Source organism: Crenobacter luteus, from assembly GCF_004345725.1.
In the GTDB taxonomy this organism is placed as follows: domain Bacteria; phylum Pseudomonadota; class Gammaproteobacteria; order Burkholderiales; family Chromobacteriaceae; genus Crenobacter; species Crenobacter luteus.
Genome location: NZ_SLXG01000025.1, coordinates 1 through 15,488 on the forward strand (window position 1 = coordinate 1; position 15,488 = coordinate 15,488).

Below are 15,488 nucleotides of genomic sequence, written 5' to 3' on the forward strand. Positions count from 1 at the left end.
TTTCCAGAGCTTCTGGCTGACGACACTTCGCTTCATGCCGGCCAGATGGGGCTTCACACTGCCGGCATCAAGTAGGTTTTGTTAGCGACTCTAAGGCTCCGGCCTGGAAAAGCCGCAGGACCGCGCGACGCTGCTGCGGCTTTTTATCGCCACAATTGATTAGCAAAATCAACCATAGGTATATTTTTAATTTTTAAAACCAATGAAATCGCACGATACTGACTGTACACCCCGACAGGAGAGCGCGATGAGCACCGAAGCACGCTGGCAGGACACCCTGTACGAAATTCTCGCCGGCTTCGTCTGGCTGGACTGAGCCCCGGCTCCAGCTTGGCCGAGCACGACCGCGCCGGCGCCCCCCCCAAACGGGAGCGCCCGGTACGGTTGCGGCAAAACGAACGGGCGGCTCACGGCTCGGCCAAGCTCAAGCACGCCCGAAGCGCGCGCAAAACCGGCGATGGCGAGCGCCGCTCTTTACCCCCCTTCTAGCCCCCCCAGCTGCCGACGCGCCAGTTCGCCCAGTCGTCGCAGCGCCTTCTCGCGCCGCGCGGTCAGCGGATGACCGCACGACAGCCTCAGGCAGCGCGAGAAGCCGTCGCCCGGCGAGAACAGCGGGCCCGGCGTGAAGCCGATGCCCTCTGCGAGCGCCGCGTCGAACAGCGCGCGGCTGTCGGCCCCCTCCGGCAACTCCAGCCACAACAGGAAGCCGCCCTGCGGCTCGGCCAACCGCGTGCCTTCGGGAAAAGCATCCTGCACCACCGCCAGCGTCTCGCGCACTTGGCGGCACAAGGTGCGGCGCAGCTGGCGCATGTGGCGGTCGAAACCGCCGGCGGCGAGGAATTCGGCGGTCACCGCCTGCATCAAGGGCGGCGTGCAGTAGCTCAGCGAGAACTTCTGCATCTGCAGTTGCGCGTGATGGCGGCCGCCGGCGACCCAGCCGACGCGCAGCCCCGGCAGCGCCTGCTTGGTGAACGAGGTGCAGTACAGCACGTTGCCGCTGCGGTCGAAGGCCTTGGCCGGCACGGGCCGCTCGCGGCCGAAGTAGAAGTCTCCGTAGACGTCGTCCTCGATCAGCGGGATGTGGCGCTCCTCGAGCATGGACACCAGCCGGCGCTTGTGCTCCTCGGGCATCAGCGCGCCCAGCGGGTTGCTGAAGTTGCCGACCACGATCACCGCCTTCACCTCGCCCGAGCGGGTCGCGACGTCGAGCGCGTCGAGCGACATGCCGGTGACCGGGTCGGTCGGGATCTCCAGTCCCTTCAGGCCGCGGCTTTCCAGCAGCTGCAGCACGCCGAAGTAGCACGGCGACTCGATCGCGACCACGTCGCCCGGCTGCGTCACCGCCTGCAGGCACAAGTTGAGCGCCTCGATGCAGCCGTTGGTGATCAGCACGTCGTCGGCCGACAGCGCGTGGCCCCAGTCTAGCGTGCGCCGCGCGATCTGGCGGCACAGCTCGGGCAGGCCGTCGCTGCGGCCGTAGTCGGCCAGCAGGCCGGACTGGCGGCGCATCACCTGCGCAAGGAGGCTGTTGAGCGAGCGCGCCGGAAAGAGCTCGGCCGCCGGCGTCGCGCAGGCGAAGCTGGTCTCGCCGGCGGAGGTGGCGACGTAGCGCAGGTAGCGCCACATCAGCGCGTCGGTGACCACCGGCTGCGGCTCGGGGCACGGGCAGGATACCGCCGGCGGCGCAGGCGAGCGCGCGCGCACGAAGAAGCCCGACTGCGGCCGCGCCTCGATCAGGCCGCGGTCCTCGAGCAGGCGGAACGACTCCTGCACCGTGGTCATGCTGACCTGGCGGCGCGCGCGCACCTCGCGCAGCGACGGCAGCCGCTCGCCGGCGCGGAAGGTGCCGGAGGCGATCATGCCGGCGATTTCGTCGGCGACTTTCTCGTAGAGCGGAAGGGTATCGGCTTTCATGATTCGCATCTTGCCGCATGGGGCCGGTGGCGTTCAGGCACAATTCGGCACCCGCGCGAGCGGTACAGTGGCTATCTGTACCGTAGTTTAGCGGTTCAGATTGGCAAAAGCTGTATCTGTTACGCCAACAAACCGGTTTCTAAACTGACTGTACCGCTCACCTGTCGCCAGGAGACACGCCATGCATACCCAAGTCAGCCTGAACCCCGGGGAAGTCGTCCGCCTGCCCGCCGGCAGCCGCTGGGAATGCGTCGGCGGTTTCGGCTGGTTGACCCAGCACGGCCAGGACGTGAAGCTGCGCTGCGGCTTCGCGCTCGACGTCGGCGATCCGGCCGGCGCGGTGGTCGAGGCGCTCGGCGGCCCGCTGCAATTGCGGCTGGCCGAGACGACAGCACCGGCGTTCGCGCGCCTCATCGGCGCGCTCGGCCGCCTCGCCTGACCCCAGCCTCCCCTCCCCGGCCGCAGCGCCGGGACTCCGTCCCGCGGCGCGGCCCCGACACCACCACCCGGAACCGCGCCATGGACGACGCCCCTGCCGGCAAGCCGGACAGGGGCGCTTTTTTGCCAGCAGGTTGGCCGAGCCTCGGCCAACCTTGCCAACCGCTTACAGCGTCTTGAGCTTGCCGCGGAAGTCGGACAGCTTCTGGTAGCCCTTGGCGGCCATCAGGTCCTTCAGTTCCTGCGCGATGCGGTCGAAGGCGCCGACGCCTTCCTCGTACAGGCAGGAGCCGACCTGCACCGCGGTCGCGCCGGCCAGGATGTGCATGAAGGCTTCGCGGCCGCTCTTGACGCCGCCGCAGCCGACCACCTGCTTGCCCGGCAGACGGCGCACGAACTCGCGCACGTTGGCCAGCGCGGTCGGCAGCACGTAGTCGCCGCCCAGGCCGCCCAGGCCGTCCTTGGGCTTGATCACCACCGATTCGGCGTCGACGTCGATCACCAGGCCGTTGCCGACCGAGTTGATGCAGGTGACGTACTTGAGCAGGTCGAACTTGTTGAACACCTCGGCCGCCTGATCGAAGTGCGACACGTCGAAGTACGGCGGCAGCTTGACGCCGAACGGGCGGTCGTAGAATTCGCAGATCTTTTCCAGCGCGTGCTGCGCGGCCGGCAGGTCGTAGCCGAGCTGCGGCTTGCCCGGCAGGTTCGGGCAGGACAGGTTCACTTCCAGGATGCACGGCAGCGCGCGCTCGTGGAAGGCCTTGATGATGGTCAGGTTGTCGGCCAGCGACATGCCCGAGATCGAGATGAACAGCGGCTTGTTGTTGGCGTAGTCGTACTTCTCGGCGTAGTCGAGGTAGTACTGGTAGCCGTAGTTCGGCAGGCCCATCGAGTTGATGCTGCCCAGCGGGGTCACGAAGTAGCGCGGCTCCGGGTTGCCCTCGCGCGGCTCGAGCGTGCAGCTCTTGGTGATCAGCGCGCCAGAATTGGAGGTGCGCATCGCCTCCAGGTCCTCGACGCTGCGGCACATCACGCCGGACGCGTTGTAAAGCGGGCTCGTCATTTCAAGCCCGAGCCAGGAGACGGAAAGATCGATGTCCATGAAGGCCTCGGAAAAATGCGGTGAAGAAGTCGAACGCGCCATTTTAGCGCAGCCGCGCCTTACGCGCCGGTCTGGCTCTGCTGGTAGTTGGCGAGGCCGGTCAGCGCGATCAGCTTGAGCTGCTGTTCGAGCCAGTGCGCGTGGTCGTTCTCGGTTTCCTCGAGCAGTACCATCAGTTGGTCGCGCGTCACGTAGTCCTTCTCGGCCTCGCACAGCGCGATCACGTCCTTGAGCGCGCCGGCGACGCGGTATTCGACCTCGAGGTCGAAGGCCAGCATCTCGGGCACGTCGGCGCCGACCTTGATCGGCACGCGGCGCGCGACGTCCGGTTTGCCGCCGAGGAACAGGATGCGGCGGATCAGCGCGCGCGCGTGCTCGAGTTCGTCCTCGCGCTCGTGGTTGATGCGCTCGAACAGCTTCTTGAAGCCCCAGTCCTCGTACATCTCGGCGTGGATGAAGTACTGGTCGGCGGCGGACAGCTCCTCGGCCAACAGCTCGTTGAGGGCGGCGATGATCTGCGGATGACCTTGCATGGGTTTCCTTTATTGTTCGACGGGGCAAAACGGGCGCGGGCACGGCCCGGCCCCCATTATAAGACGGCTGGCGTCCGCTTCGCCGCCGCGGGTACAATCCGGGATTGCGATTTGCCCCCGAAAGTCAACGAATGAGCATCAAGTCCGACAAGTGGATCCGCCGCATGGCCGAAGAGCAAGGCATGATCGAGCCGTTCGAGCCGAACCAGATCAAGACCTCGGCCGACGGCGACAAGGTGATCTCCTTCGGCACCTCGAGCTACGGCTACGATATCCGCTGCGCCGACGAGTTCAAGGTATTCACCAACATCAACAGCACCATCGTCGACCCGAAGAACTTCGACCCGAACTCCTTCGTCGAGGTGTCGGGCAAGGGCTACTGCATCATCCCGCCGAACTCGTTCGCGCTGGCGCGCACCGTCGAATATTTCCGCATTCCGCGCTCAGTGCTGACCGTGTGCCTGGGCAAGTCGACCTACGCGCGCTGCGGCATCATCGTCAACGTCACGCCGTTCGAGCCGGAATGGGAGGGCTACGTGACGCTCGAATTCTCGAACACCACGCCGCTGCCGGCCAAGATCTACGCCAACGAAGGCGTCGCGCAGGTGCTGTTCTTCGAATCCGACGAGGTATGCGACGTGTCGTACAAGGACCGCGCCGGCAAGTACATGGGCCAGAGCGGCGTGACGCTGCCGCGTCCCTGAGCCGCCCGCTCCCGCCCGCGACGAACCGCCCGCAAGGCGGTTTTTTCATGCCCCGCGGCGGGCCGCGATTTTGTCGGCGGGCGCCATGAAGCTGAACTAACATGAACATGTGCCGCGAGGCATTCAGGGTTATCAGCTGTTTCTTTGGGGCGTTGCGGTTCCCCCTTGCCGCAGCGCTCCTTTTTTTTCCGACGGCCGATCGGCCGGCCCTACAATGCCGGCATCGTCCACATTGCCGCGTACCGCCATGCCCGAACGCCTCGCCGACCACCTTTCCCGCCTGTCCGCGCTCGACGGCCGCCCGCTCGACCCCGCGCACTTCGCCGGCCGCGTGGTGCTGGTGGTCAACACCGCCAGCCGCTGCGGCTTCACCCAGCAATACGCGGCGCTGGAGGCGCTCTACCGCCGCTACCGCGAGCGCGGGCTGACGGTGCTCGCTTGCCCGTGCAACCAGTTCGGGCAGCAGGAGCCGGGCGGCGCCGGCGAGATCGCCGCCTTCTGCGCACGGAATTTCGGCATCAGCTTCCCCGTCAGCGAGAAGCTCGACGTCAACGGTCCGAACGCCCACCCGCTGTGGCGCTGGCTGAGCGCGAGCAAGGCGGGCCTGCTCGGTTCGCGGCGCATCAAGTGGAACTTCACCAAGTTCCTGGTCGACCGCGACGGCCGCGTCGTCGCCCGCTACGCGCCGCAGACGCCGCCGGAAAAACTCGCCGCGCGGATCGAGAAACTGCTCGGCTGAAGCCGGCGGGAGGGCGCGGCGGCGCCGCGCCTTAACCGTCGTCCCTGCCAGCGCAAACGGCTCGGCCAACCCTCGAGGGTTGGCCGAGCCGTTTTCTTGTGGCGATCGCGCTCGTCCCCGGAACGGCGGGAATCAGCCGCCGGCGACGTCGCCGTCGCGATAGGTCCAGCGACCGGCGACGCGCGCGAAGCGGCTGGTCTCGCTCAGACGCTCGGCGCGACCGCCGACCTTGTAGCGGGCGATGAAAGCGACCGTGCCGACCTCGTCGCCCTCCCCTCCGGCTTCGGTCGAGACGATCTCCAGCCCGACCCATTTGACACGGCCGGCGTCGGCAGCCAGGTCGAGCGAGGCAGGACGGGTGTCCGGGTGCCAGCTCGCCAGCAGGTAGTCCTCGAGGCCGAGCGCGTAGGCGCTGTAGCGCGAGCGCATCAACGCCTCGGCGGTCGGCGCGGCGGCGCCGGCGTGGTAGACGCCGCAGCAGGCGTCGTAGCGGCGGCCGCTGCCGCACGGGCAGTCGGGAGCGGGACGCCTGCTCACGACGCCCCCAGCGGCGGCAGGCCGAACACGCGCATCAGGTAGTTGGTGAAGGCCGGGTTGCGCGGCCGGTTCGGCATGCTCTGCCAGCCGCGCTGCCATTCGGCCAGCTTGGCGCGCATGCGCGCCTGCGCGGCCTGCGCCGACAGCTTGCCCGACTCGCGCGCGACGGTGACGGCACGGTAGGTGGCGAAGGTATCGTCGTCGACCGGGTTGCGGCCGACGCGCTTGAGGCGGAAGGCGTTCAGCGCGTCGGCGGCCTCGACCTTGTCGAGTTCGCCGTCGCGCACCTTGAGCGCGAGGCGGTTGGCCTCGTTGAGGATGGCGTCGACGTCCGCCTGCGGCGAGCTCGCCGACGCGGCAGGTTGGCCGAGCCCCGGCAACTGCACCACCGTGCAGGCCGACAGCGTGGCGGCGACGAGCGCCGCGAGGAGCGTGGTCTTGTTCATGCAATAAAAATGCCCGGCGGCGCCGGGCGGGTCAAGCCGATTTGCTAAACGAATGTGAAGCGGCGCTCAGGCGAGGTCCTCGAACAACGCGGTCGACAGGTAGCGCTCGCCGAACGACGGGATCACGACGACGATCAGCTTGCCGGCGTTTTCGGGGCGCTTCGCCAACTCGATCGCCGCCCACACGGCGGCGCCGGACGAGATGCCGACCAGGAGGCCTTCCTGGCTCGCCATCGCGCGCGCGGTGGCGAAGGCGTCGTCGTTCTTGACGCGCACGACCTCGTCGTAGACGCCGGTGTTGAGGATGGGCGGCACGAAGCCGGCGCCGATGCCCTGGATCGGGTGCGGGCCCTTGGCGCCGCCGGACAGCACCGGCGAGGCGTCCGGCTCGACCGCGACGACCTTCACGCCCGGCTTTTTCGCCTTGAGCACTTCGCCGACGCCGGTGACGGTGCCGCCGGTGCCGACGCCGGCGACGAAGAGGTCGACCGCGCCGTCGGTATCGTTCCACACCTCCTCGGCGGTGGTGTGGCGGTGGATCTCGGGGTTGGCCGCGTTCTCGAACTGCTGCGGCATGAAGTAGACGTCCGGCTGTTCCTCGACCAGCGCGCGCGCCTTGGCGATCGCGCCGCCCATGCCGTCCGGGCCCGGGGTCAGGATCAGCTCGGCGCCGTAGGCCTTGAGCAGCATGCGGCGCTCGCGGCTCATCGTCTCGGGCATGGTGATGACGAGCTTGTAGCCGCGCGCCGCGCACACCATCGCCAGACCGATGCCGGTGTTGCCCGAGGTCGGCTCGACGATGACGGTATCCGGCCCGATCTTGCCGGCCTTTTCGGCCGCGTCGATCATCGCCACCGCGATGCGGTCCTTCACGCTGTGCGCCGGATTGAAGAACTCGAGCTTGGCCACCACGGTGGCGACGCAGCCCTCGGTAACGCGGTTGAGCTTGACCAACGGGGTGTTGCCGATCAGGTCGGTGACGCTGTTGGCGATGCGCATGACTTCGTTTTCCTTATGCCTGGCGGGAGTGCCGAAACAGCTATCGTAAACGCGGCGACGCGCACGTCCAAGCGCCCGCATGGTCCGCTTGGAATAAAATCGGCAAATATGCCACGTTCGCCAAAAGAAAATGAGAAAAGCGCTAGAAATGAAAAAAGCCGCTAAAAAGCGGCTTTTTCGTAATTTTTTGGTCGGAGTGAAAGGATTCGAACCTTCGACCCCCTGCACCCCATGCAGGTGCGCTACCAGACTGCGCCACACTCCGACTCAAGAAAGAAAATTATACCGTGCGATTCAGGATTTGCCAATCCCGGCGTTCAACCAGTCGAGGATGGCCTCCAGTTCGCGACGCACCTCCTGCGCGGTTGCCGGTGCCGGCTCGCCGTCGTTCAGCCGCTGGCGTGCGCCGCTGATGGTGAAACCGTCGTCGTACAGCAGCCCGCGGATGCGCCGCACCAGCAGCACCTCGTGGTGCTGGTAGTAGCGGCGGTTGCCGCGGCGCTTGACCTGCTTGAGCTCGGAGAACTCCTGCTCCCAGTAGCGCAGCACGTGCGGTTTGACCGCCGCCAGCGCGGCGACCTCACCGATGGTGAAGTAGCGCTTGGTCGGAATCGGCGGCAACTCAGGCTTGTTTGTCGGCATGGTGCTGTTCAACCATTCCCTTGAGTTTTTGACTGGCGTGGAAAGTCACCACGCGGCGTGCGGTGATCGGGATTTCTTCGCCGGTCTTCGGATTGCGGCCCGGGCGCTGCGGCTTGTCGCGCAGCTGGAAATTGCCGAAGCCGGACAACTTCACGCTGTCGCCCTCCTCGAGCGCGGTGCGAATTTCCTCGAAGAACGTCTCGACCATGTCCTTGGCTTCGCGCTTGTTTAAACCCACCAGGTCGAACAGCAGGTCGGCCAACTCGGCTTTCGTCAAAGTCATGACTACCCCTTAATACAGCAACTAGCAATGGAACGCAACGGCGGAGCCGGCCATCCGGGCAGCCTCCGCCAGTCAAATCAACAGTTTACAGGCGGAGCGCCGCGCCGTGGTCGGCTTCGACGGCGGCGAGCAAGGCGGCGATCGCGGCGTCGATTTCCTCGTCGGTCAGCGTCTTGGCCACGTCCTGCAGCTTCACGCCGAAGGCGAGGCTCTTCTTGCCCTCGGGCACGCCCTTGCCGCGGTAGACGTCGAACAGCGCGATATCGGTGACGATCGCCGGCGCGACGCGACGGAACGACGCCTGCATCGCGGCGACGCCGACCTCCTCGTCGACGACGAGCGCCAGGTCGCGGCGCACCGCCTGGAACTTCGACACCGGCTTGGCGCGGATCATTTCGCTGGCCAGCACCACGTCGAGGTCGAGTTCGAACAGCACCGGCGCGCTCGGCAGGTCGTAGGCCTGCACCCAGCGCGGGTGCAGTTCGCCGACGTAGCCGACCACGCGGCCGTCGAGCGCGACGCTCGCGCAGCGGCCCGGATGGAAGGCCGGATGCTCGGCGCGCGCGTATTCGGCGACGCGCGGGTACAGCAGCGCCTCGACGTCGCCCTTGGCGTCGAAGAAGTCGACGCGCTCGGCCTTGGCCGCCCATTGCTCGGGCTGGCGCGGGCCCCAGGCGAGGCCGGCGATGCGTTCGGGTTGATCGACGCTGCCGTCTTCCTGCTTGAGGAACACGCGCGCCAGTTCGAACACACGCACGCGCGGCTGCTTGCGCGCGAGGTTGCCGGACAGCACGTCGACCAGGCCGCCGACCAGGCTGGAGCGCATCACGCTCATCTGGCTGGCGATCGGGTTGATCAGCTTGACCGGGTTCGCGTTGCCGGCGAAGTCGGCTTCCCACTTCTCTTCGACGAAGGCGTAGGTCACCACTTCCTGGAAGTCGCGCGCGACGAGCTTGCGGCGCACCACTTCGCGCGGCAGGCGGTGTTCCGGCAGCGGCAGCATCGCCAGTCGCGCGCGCGGCGCGTCGGCCGGGATCGCATCGTAGCCGAACACGCGCGCGATTTCCTCGATCAGGTCTTCCTCGATCTCGATGTCGAAGCGGAAGCTCGGCGCGGCGACGTCGAAGCCCTCAGAGTTGGCCGAGGCTGTAAGTCCGAGACGCGCGAAGATCGCGGCGATCTCGTCGCCGGACAAGCTCAGGCCCAGCACCTTGTTGACGCGCGCGGTGCGCACCTTGACGGTGTTGCGCGCCGGCAGTTGGCCGAGCGCCTCGGTGACCGGGCCGGCCTGCCCGCCTGCGATGTCGACGATCAGGCGGGTGGCGCGTTCGATCGCATCGCGCGCCAGGTCGAAGTCGACGCCGCGCTCGAAGCGGAACGACGAATCGGAACCGAAGCCGAGCGCGCGGGCGCGGCCGGCGATCGCGTCGGGCGCGAAGAACGCCGACTCGAGGAAAATGTCGACGGTCGCGTCGGTGACGCTCGATTCGAGGCCGCCCATCACGCCGCCGATCGCCAGCGCCTTGCCTTCGTCGGCGATCACCAGCGTGTCGGCGGCGAGGGTGACTTCCTTCTCGTTCAGGCAGACCAGCGTCTCGCCGTCGCGCGCCATGCGCACCACGATGCCGCCTTCGATCTTCGCCAGATCGAAGGCGTGCATCGGCTGGCCCTGCTCGAGCAGGATGTAGTTGGTGACGTCGACCAGCACCGAGATCGAGCGCAGGCCCGAGCGCTCGAGGCGCTGGCGCATCCAGGCCGGCGTCGGCGCGGCCGGGTTCACGCCGCGGATCACGCGACCGAGGTAGCGGCCGCAGGCGGCCGGCGCGTCGATCTTCACCGGCAAGGTGTCGTCGATCGACGGGGCGACCGGTTCGATCGCCTCGACGGCGAGCGGCGCGCCGGTCAGCGCGGCCACTTCGCGCGCAATGCCCTTGATCGACAGGCAGTCGGCGCGGTTCGGGGTGATCTTCAGCGTGAAGAGGGTGTCGTCGAGCTCGAGATAATCGCGGATGCTGACGCCGACCGGCGCGTCGGCCGGCAGCACCAGGAGACCGTCGACCTCGTCGGGCACGCCCAGCTCCTTGCCGGAGCACAGCATGCCGCCCGATTCGACGCCGCGCATCTTGGTCGGCTTGATCTTGAAGTCGCCCGGCAGCACCGCGCCCGGCAGCGCGCACGGCACTTTCAGGCCGACGGCGACGTTGGGCGCGCCGCAAACGATCTGTACCAGCTCGCCGGTGCCGACGTCGACCTTGGTGACGCGCAGGCGGTCGGCGTTCTCGTGCTTGACGACTTCCTTGACCTCGGCGACCACCACGCCGGTAAAGGCCGGCGCGGCCGCTTCGGTTTCTTCCACTTCGAGGCCGGCCATCGTCAGAAGATGCGACAGCGCGTCCGAGTCGATCGCCGGCGAGGTCCAGCGACGCAACCAGTTTTCAGAGAATTTCATGTTCCGCTCCGCCCGCGATCAGTTGAATTGCTTGAGGAAAGAAAGATCGTTATCGAAGAACAGGCGCAGATCGTTGACGCCGAAACGCAGCATCGCGAAACGATCCAGCCCGATCCCGAAGGCGAAGCCGGTGTATTTTTCCGGGTCGATGCCGACGTTGCGCAGCACGTTCGGGTGCACCATGCCGCAACCGCCGACCTCGAGCCAGCCGCGCTCGCCGAGCACGTCGATCTCGGCCGACGGTTCGGTGAACGGGAAGAACGACGGGCGGAAACGCACCTGCAGGTCGTCGCGCTCGAAGAAACGGCGCAGGAAGTCGGTGACGGTCGCCTTCAGGTCGGCGAAGCTGACGCCCTCGTCGACCCACAGGCCCTCCATCTGGTGGAACATCGGCGAGTGCGTCGCGTCGGAGTCGACGCGGTAGACGCGGCCCGGCGCGATGATCTTGATCGGCGGCGGGTTGTCCAGCATGTGGCGCACCTGGATCGGCGAGGTGTGCGTGCGCAGCACGTCGCCGCCCTCGACGTAGAAGGTGTCGGCCATCGCGCGCGCCGGATGGTTTTCCGGAATGTTGAGCGCCTGGAAGTTGTGGAAGTCGGTCTCGATCTCGGGACCGTCGGCCACTTCGAAGCCGAGCGTGCGGAACAGTTCGGTGATGCGTTCGAGCGTCAGCGTCACCGGGTGCAGGCCGCCCGGCAGGCTGCCGCGGCCCGGCAGGCCGACGTCGAGCGACTCGGCGGCTAGCTGCTCGGCCAACCTGGCGGCGTTCAGCGCGTCGCGGCGCGCGTTGTGATCGGCCTCGAAGGCCTGCTTGGCGGCGTTGATCGTCGCGCCGGCGGCCTTGCGCTCCTCGGGGGCGAGCTTGCCCAGCTGTTTCAAGAGTTCGGTCAGTTCACCGCTCTTGCCCAGATAGCGCGCCTTGACGAGCTCGAGTTCGTTGAGATCCGCCGCCGCCGCGAGGGCGGCACGGCCGGCTTCCAGAATCGCGTCCACATTATTCATGTCGGCAACCGTGTAGATGAGAGGACTGACCGGACGGCGTCGCGCACGAACGGCGTCGGGTCAGCGCTCTGGCGTTGCGGGGCCCGGCCAACCTTGGGCGGGCCGAGCATAAAAAAAGGGAGGCGAAGACGCCTCCCCTTGGATCGTCTTGCGATCAGGCGGCCAGTTGGGCCTTGGCCTGAGCCACGATCTGGGCAAAAGCCGGCTTGTCGAACACCGCCAGGTCGGCCAGCACTTTGCGGTCGATCTGGATGTCGGCTTTCTTCAGGCCGTTCATGAATTTGCTGTACGGCAGACCGTTTTCGCGGGCCGCGGCGTTGATACGCGCGATCCACAGCTGACGGAACTGACGCTTGCGCTGACGACGGTCGCGGTAAGCGTACTGACCGGCTTTCATCACCGCCTGTTTGGCGATGCGATAGACGTTCTTGCGACGGCCGCGATAGCCTTTCGCCAGGGCAAGGACCTTCTTATGACGGGCGCGAGCGGTTACACCGCGTTTTACACGAGGCATCGTTTAACTCCTTAGGCGTAGGGCAGCATTGCGCGAACGGAAGCCATGTTGGTGGCGTCGACCATCGACGTGCCACGCAGCTGGCGTTTGTTCTTGGTGGTCTTCTTGGTGAGAATGTGACGCTTGAACGCGTGACCGCGCTTCACACCACCACTGCCCAGCACCTTCAGGCGCTTCTTGGCACTCGATTTGGTTTTCATCTTCGGCATGGAAAAGCTCCTGCTGAAATTTCTTAGATCCGGCGTAGGGTGGGCTCGCACCGCTTGAAACCGCTACGCCCCGCTTCTGATGCGGCGTTTGACCGCCACAAAATCGACACGGCAGGTCACCCTGCCGTGTTGAAGTCCATGATTATACCCGATTATTTTTTCTTCGGGGCAATCATCATCACCATCTGGCGACCTTCGAGACGGGGGAACTGCTCGACCGTGCCCACCTCGGCCAGGTCGGCTTCCACACGCTTCAGGAGCTGCAGGCCGATGTCCTGGTGCGCCATCTCGCGACCGCGGAAGCGCAAGGTCACCTTGGCCTTGTCGCCTTCCGTGAGGAAGCGGATCAGGTTGCGCAGCTTGACGTTGTAGTCGCCGTCGTCAGTGCCGGGACGGAATTTGATTTCCTTGATCTGGATCTGCTTCTGCTTTTGCTTGGCCTCGTGGCGCTTTTTCGACTGTTCGTACTTGAACTTGCCGTAGTCCATCAGCTTGCAAACCGGCGGCTGGGCCGTCGGCGAGATTTCGACCAGATCGACGTCTTTTTCCTCGGCCAAGGCGATGGCTTCACGGAAGCTGACGATGCCGAGTTGTTCGCCTTCGGCGCCGATCAGACGGATTTCGCGCGCGGTGATTTCACCGTTGATCCGCGCTTCGCGTTCCTGAGCTATAGCTAGTACTCCTGTTCAGATTGACGGGCCGCCGCTCAGTGCGACGATCGCTCGCCATTGAGGCGGTCGAAGAGCGCATCGAGCGTGATCTGACCCAGATCCTCGCCGTTGCGCGCGCGTACGGCCACGAGTTGCCCCGCTTTTTCCTTGTCGCCGACGATGATCTGGTACGGCAACTTTTGCAGGCTGTGTTCGCGGATTTTATAGCCGATCTTCTCGTTCCTCAAGTCGAGCTCGACGCGGAAGCCTTGTTTTTTCAGCGCTTGTGCCACTTCGGTCGCATAATCGGCCTGCGCCTCGGTGATATTCATCACCACCGCCTGCACCGGCGCGAGCCACAGCGGGAAGGCGCCGGCGTGGTTCTCGATCAGGATGCCGATGAAGCGCTCGAGCGAACCGAGGATCGCGCGATGCAGCATCACCGGGCGCTTGCGGGTGTTGTCCTCGGCGACGTATTCGGCGTCGAGGCGCTCCGGCAGCACGAAGTCGAGCTGCAAGGTACCGCACTGCCACGAACGGCCGAGCGCGTCCTTGATGTGGTACTCGATCTTCGGACCGTAGAAGGCGCCCTCGCCCGGCAGCTCTTCCCACGACACGCCACAGGCGGCCAGCGCGTCGCGCAGGCCCTGCTCGGCCTTGTCCCACACCTCGTCGGAACCGGCGCGCTTCTCGGGGCGCAAGCTCAGCTTGATCGCGACGTTGTCGAAGCCGAACTCCTTGTACACCTTCATCGTCAGCTCGTTGAAGGCTTGCGCCTCAGCGTTGATCTGCTCTTCGGTACAGAAGATGTGCGCGTCGTCCTGGACGAAGCCGCGCACGCGCATCAGGCCGTGCAGCGCGCCCGAGGGCTCGTTGCGGTGGCAGGCGCCGAACTCGGCCAACCTCAAGGGCAGGTCGCGATAGGAGCGCAGCCCCTGGTTGAACACCTGGACGTGGCCCGGGCAGTTCATCGGCTTGACCGCGTAGTCGCGCTTTTCCGACTCGGTGGTGAACATGTTGTCGCGGTAGTTGTCCCAGTGGCCGGACTTCTCCCACAGCACGCGGTCCATCACCATCGGCGTCTTGATTTCCTGGTAGCCGGCCTCGGTCAGCGTCTTGCGCATGTACTGCTCGATGCTCTGCCACAGGCTCCAGCCCTTCGGGTGCCAGAACACCATGCCCGGCGCCTCGTCCTGCAGGTGGAACAGGTCGAGCTGCCTGCCGAGCTTGCGGTGGTCGCGTTTCTCGGCCTCTTCGAGCAGGTGCAGGTAGGCCTCGAGGTCTTCCTTCTTCGCCCACGCAGTGCCGTAGACGCGCTGCAGCATCTCGTTCCTGCTGTCGCCGCGCCAGTAGGCGCCGGCCACCTTCATCAGCTTGAACACCTTGAGCTTGCCGGTCGACGGCACGTGCGGGCCGCGGCACAGGTCGGTGAAGCCGCCTTCCTTATAGAGGGACAGCACCTCGCCCTGCGGGATCGATTCGATGATCTCGGCCTTGTACGCCTCGCCGATCGACTTGAAGTAGGCGATCGCCTCGTCGCGCGGCAGTTCGTAGCGCTCGACCGGGATGTCCTTCTTGGCCAGCTCGGCCATCTTTTTCTCGATGGCGACCAGGTCTTCCGGCGTGAACGGGCGCTTGTAGGCGAAGTCGTAGTAGAAGCCGTTCTCGATCTCCGGCCCGATGGTCACCTGCGCTTCGGGGAACAGCTCCTTGACCGCGTACGCGAGCAGGTGGGCGGTCGAGTGGCGGATGATCGACAGGCCGTCGGCGTCCTTGTCGGTGACGATGGCGAGGTCGGCGTCGCCCTCGATCAGATAAGAGGTATCGACCAGCTGGCCGTTCACCTTGCCGGCCAGCGCGGCGCGCGCCAGACCCGCGCCGATCGAGGCGGCCACATCGTGGACCGTGACCGGCGCGTCGAAGGAACGGATGGAACCGTCGGGCAGACGAATATCGGGCATATCAACTCCAAGGCAGGAAACGGCGGCGCGCGGGCGCTATCGAGCGATCGGGCCGGAAAAAGACAAAAAAAAAGTGCGGCCCGAGCCGCACTTCTTTTTTTACAAGGAACACCCGTGGCCCGATTTAACCGATCAGGGTGATGGTAGTTCGAAACGCCATTTTTGTATTCCTTGCGAGAATTCTGGTAGGCACGATTGGATTCGAACCAACGACCCCCACCATGTCAAGGTGGTGCTCTAACCAACTGAGCTACGTGCCTGTTGTCTTTCGCGTTGTTGTCGTGAAGACAGGACCCGAATATTAGCGATGTCGTTCCAGGCTGGCAAGCACTTTTTGCAAAAAAATGCGCGCAAAGTCGGATC

General features: G+C 65.8%; 17 protein-coding genes and 2 tRNA genes. 3 read left to right on the forward strand and 16 right to left on the reverse strand.

The window, feature by feature from the left end:
- Nucleotides 1–474: 474 nt before the first annotated feature.
- Entirely contained in the window at nucleotides 475–1,914 is a 1,440-nt protein-coding gene (locus EV683_RS12420) for an aminotransferase-like domain-containing protein (RefSeq protein WP_165916835.1), read from the reverse strand.
- A gap of 181 nt (nucleotides 1,915–2,095) precedes the next feature.
- On the opposite strand from EV683_RS12420, the gene EV683_RS14320 reads away from it, so the two are divergent.
- Nucleotides 2,096–2,353, forward strand: coding sequence for a hypothetical protein (locus EV683_RS14320; protein ID WP_066613072.1), 258 nt, complete (start codon nucleotides 2,096–2,098; stop codon nucleotides 2,351–2,353).
- A 165-nt stretch (nucleotides 2,354–2,518) separates the two neighbouring features.
- Here EV683_RS14320 and EV683_RS12430 read toward each other — a convergent pair whose 3' ends face one another.
- Complete coding sequence (locus EV683_RS12430; protein ID WP_131862996.1) at nucleotides 2,519–3,457, reverse strand: dihydroorotate oxidase; 939 nt, start codon at nucleotides 3,455–3,457, stop codon at nucleotides 2,519–2,521.
- A 59-nt stretch (nucleotides 3,458–3,516) separates the two neighbouring features.
- A complete protein-coding gene (gene bfr / locus EV683_RS12435; protein WP_066613069.1) occupies nucleotides 3,517–3,990 on the reverse strand; it encodes a bacterioferritin in 474 nt (157 codons plus the stop codon).
- Nucleotides 3,991–4,121: 131 nt separating this feature from the next.
- Between bfr and dcd the strand changes: the two genes are divergently transcribed.
- Together dcd and EV683_RS12445 are read left to right on the forward strand one after the other, a co-directional pair.
- Complete coding sequence (gene dcd, locus EV683_RS12440; RefSeq protein WP_131862997.1) at nucleotides 4,122–4,694, forward strand: dCTP deaminase; 573 nt, start codon at nucleotides 4,122–4,124, stop codon at nucleotides 4,692–4,694.
- 247 nt (nucleotides 4,695–4,941) lie between these two features.
- Nucleotides 4,942–5,433 (forward strand): glutathione peroxidase, encoded by a 492-nt coding sequence (locus tag EV683_RS12445; RefSeq protein WP_066613062.1) that lies wholly within the window; start codon nucleotides 4,942–4,944, stop codon nucleotides 5,431–5,433.
- 132 nt (nucleotides 5,434–5,565) lie between these two features.
- Here EV683_RS12445 and EV683_RS12450 read toward each other — a convergent pair whose 3' ends face one another.
- The 13 genes from EV683_RS12450 to EV683_RS12510 form a co-directional block, all read right to left on the reverse strand.
- Nucleotides 5,566–5,970 (reverse strand): YchJ family protein, encoded by a 405-nt coding sequence (locus EV683_RS12450; protein ID WP_066613537.1) that lies wholly within the window; start codon nucleotides 5,968–5,970, stop codon nucleotides 5,566–5,568.
- Entirely contained in the window at nucleotides 5,967–6,416 is a 450-nt protein-coding gene (locus EV683_RS12455; protein ID WP_066613536.1) for a hypothetical protein, read from the reverse strand. The genes EV683_RS12450 and EV683_RS12455 overlap by 4 nt, the downstream gene beginning before the upstream one ends.
- Before the next feature lie 66 nt (nucleotides 6,417–6,482).
- Nucleotides 6,483–7,415, reverse strand: a complete 933-nt coding sequence (gene cysK / locus EV683_RS12460; protein WP_131862999.1) for a cysteine synthase A — start codon at nucleotides 7,413–7,415, stop codon at nucleotides 6,483–6,485.
- A gap of 188 nt (nucleotides 7,416–7,603) precedes the next feature.
- Nucleotides 7,604–7,680: transfer RNA gene (locus EV683_RS12465), tRNA-Pro, on the reverse strand.
- Nucleotides 7,681–7,709: 29 nt separating this feature from the next.
- Nucleotides 7,710–8,057 (reverse strand): MerR family transcriptional regulator, encoded by a 348-nt coding sequence (locus EV683_RS12470; RefSeq protein ID WP_066613532.1) that lies wholly within the window; start codon nucleotides 8,055–8,057, stop codon nucleotides 7,710–7,712.
- Complete coding sequence (locus EV683_RS12475) at nucleotides 8,038–8,340, reverse strand: integration host factor subunit alpha (protein WP_066613530.1); 303 nt, start codon at nucleotides 8,338–8,340, stop codon at nucleotides 8,038–8,040. The genes EV683_RS12470 and EV683_RS12475 overlap by 20 nt, the downstream gene beginning before the upstream one ends.
- 85 nt (nucleotides 8,341–8,425) lie before the next feature.
- Complete coding sequence (pheT, locus tag EV683_RS12480; protein WP_131863000.1) at nucleotides 8,426–10,789, reverse strand: phenylalanine--tRNA ligase subunit beta; 2,364 nt, start codon at nucleotides 10,787–10,789, stop codon at nucleotides 8,426–8,428.
- A gap of 18 nt (nucleotides 10,790–10,807) precedes the next feature.
- On the reverse strand, nucleotides 10,808–11,791 hold the full coding sequence (gene pheS, locus EV683_RS12485; protein WP_066613519.1) for a phenylalanine--tRNA ligase subunit alpha: 984 nt from the start codon (nucleotides 11,789–11,791) through the stop codon (nucleotides 10,808–10,810).
- Nucleotides 11,792–11,945: 154 nt separating this feature from the next.
- A complete protein-coding gene (gene rplT, locus EV683_RS12490; protein WP_066613516.1) occupies nucleotides 11,946–12,305 on the reverse strand; it encodes a 50S ribosomal protein L20 in 360 nt (119 codons plus the stop codon).
- Nucleotides 12,306–12,316: 11 nt separating this feature from the next.
- Entirely contained in the window at nucleotides 12,317–12,514 is a 198-nt protein-coding gene (gene rpmI, locus EV683_RS12495; RefSeq protein WP_066613513.1) for a 50S ribosomal protein L35, read from the reverse strand.
- 152 nt (nucleotides 12,515–12,666) lie between these two features.
- Nucleotides 12,667–13,185 (reverse strand): translation initiation factor IF-3, encoded by a 519-nt coding sequence (gene infC, locus EV683_RS12500; protein WP_082824212.1) that lies wholly within the window; start codon nucleotides 13,183–13,185, stop codon nucleotides 12,667–12,669.
- 35 nt (nucleotides 13,186–13,220) lie between these two features.
- A complete protein-coding gene (thrS, locus tag EV683_RS12505) occupies nucleotides 13,221–15,125 on the reverse strand; it encodes a threonine--tRNA ligase (protein WP_131863001.1) in 1,905 nt (634 codons plus the stop codon).
- A 183-nt stretch (nucleotides 15,126–15,308) separates the two neighbouring features.
- Nucleotides 15,309–15,385: transfer RNA gene (locus EV683_RS12510), tRNA-Val, on the reverse strand.
- Nucleotides 15,386–15,488 lie beyond the last annotated feature (103 nt).